The sequence below is a fragment of the Mesorhizobium sp. M7A.F.Ca.CA.004.04.2.1 genome (assembly GCF_004022825.1).
GTDB lineage: Bacteria > Pseudomonadota > Alphaproteobacteria > Rhizobiales > Rhizobiaceae > Mesorhizobium.
In genome coordinates this window covers 1-575 of sequence record NZ_RZPH01001701.1, presented here as the reverse complement: position 1 = coordinate 575, position 575 = coordinate 1, and the positions used below count along the sequence as shown (strand labels likewise).

The 575-nt window shown below is 60.9% G+C and carries 1 protein-coding gene; it reads right to left on the bottom strand.

The window, feature by feature from the left end:
- The coding region (locus EN893_RS37080) for an imelysin family protein (RefSeq protein ID WP_281062552.1) at positions 1–377 on the bottom strand (377 nt) is incomplete at its 3' end.
- Positions 378–575 lie beyond the last annotated feature (198 nt).

Sequence of the window (575 nt, the reverse complement as noted above, 5' to 3'; positions counted from 1 at the left end):
CCGTAGCTCTTGGCAACGTAGTCGATCAAGCCTTCATCCAGCGGCCAGGAGTTCACCTTGCCTTCCCAGTCGTCGACGATCTTGTTGCCGAAGCGGTAGACCTCGGTCTGCTGGTAGGGAACGCGCGATGCCTTCCAGGCGTCACGGGCAGCGTTGAGGGGTTCCACCGATGGCGCGGCGAGCAGCGCGTCGACCGCCTTGTCGAGCGCCTGCGCGGTGGTCAACGAATCCTCGTATTTGGCGAGTGCGATGTCGGAATAGGTCTTGATGACCGCCTTTGCATCGGTTTCCGCCTTTGCCGGCAACACGAATACCGCCGCCGTCAGCAGGGCAGTGGCGCCGATCGCCGCAAGCCTGCTGCCATATCGTGCTGTCATAATCACTCTCCAGTTTCTCGGAAATTCTGTAAACGGCGCGCGCAGCAACCGGCGCCAGGCCATCTGTGGGCCATTGGGCGCAAGAGATGCCGCGCCATCGCGCGGTTCGCGGAAGAAAGACACCAAAATGCCTCCAATCGAAAGGGTTCAAGGCCCAGACATTAAAGGGATGCGCTGACGCGCGAGCCTCCATAAAGC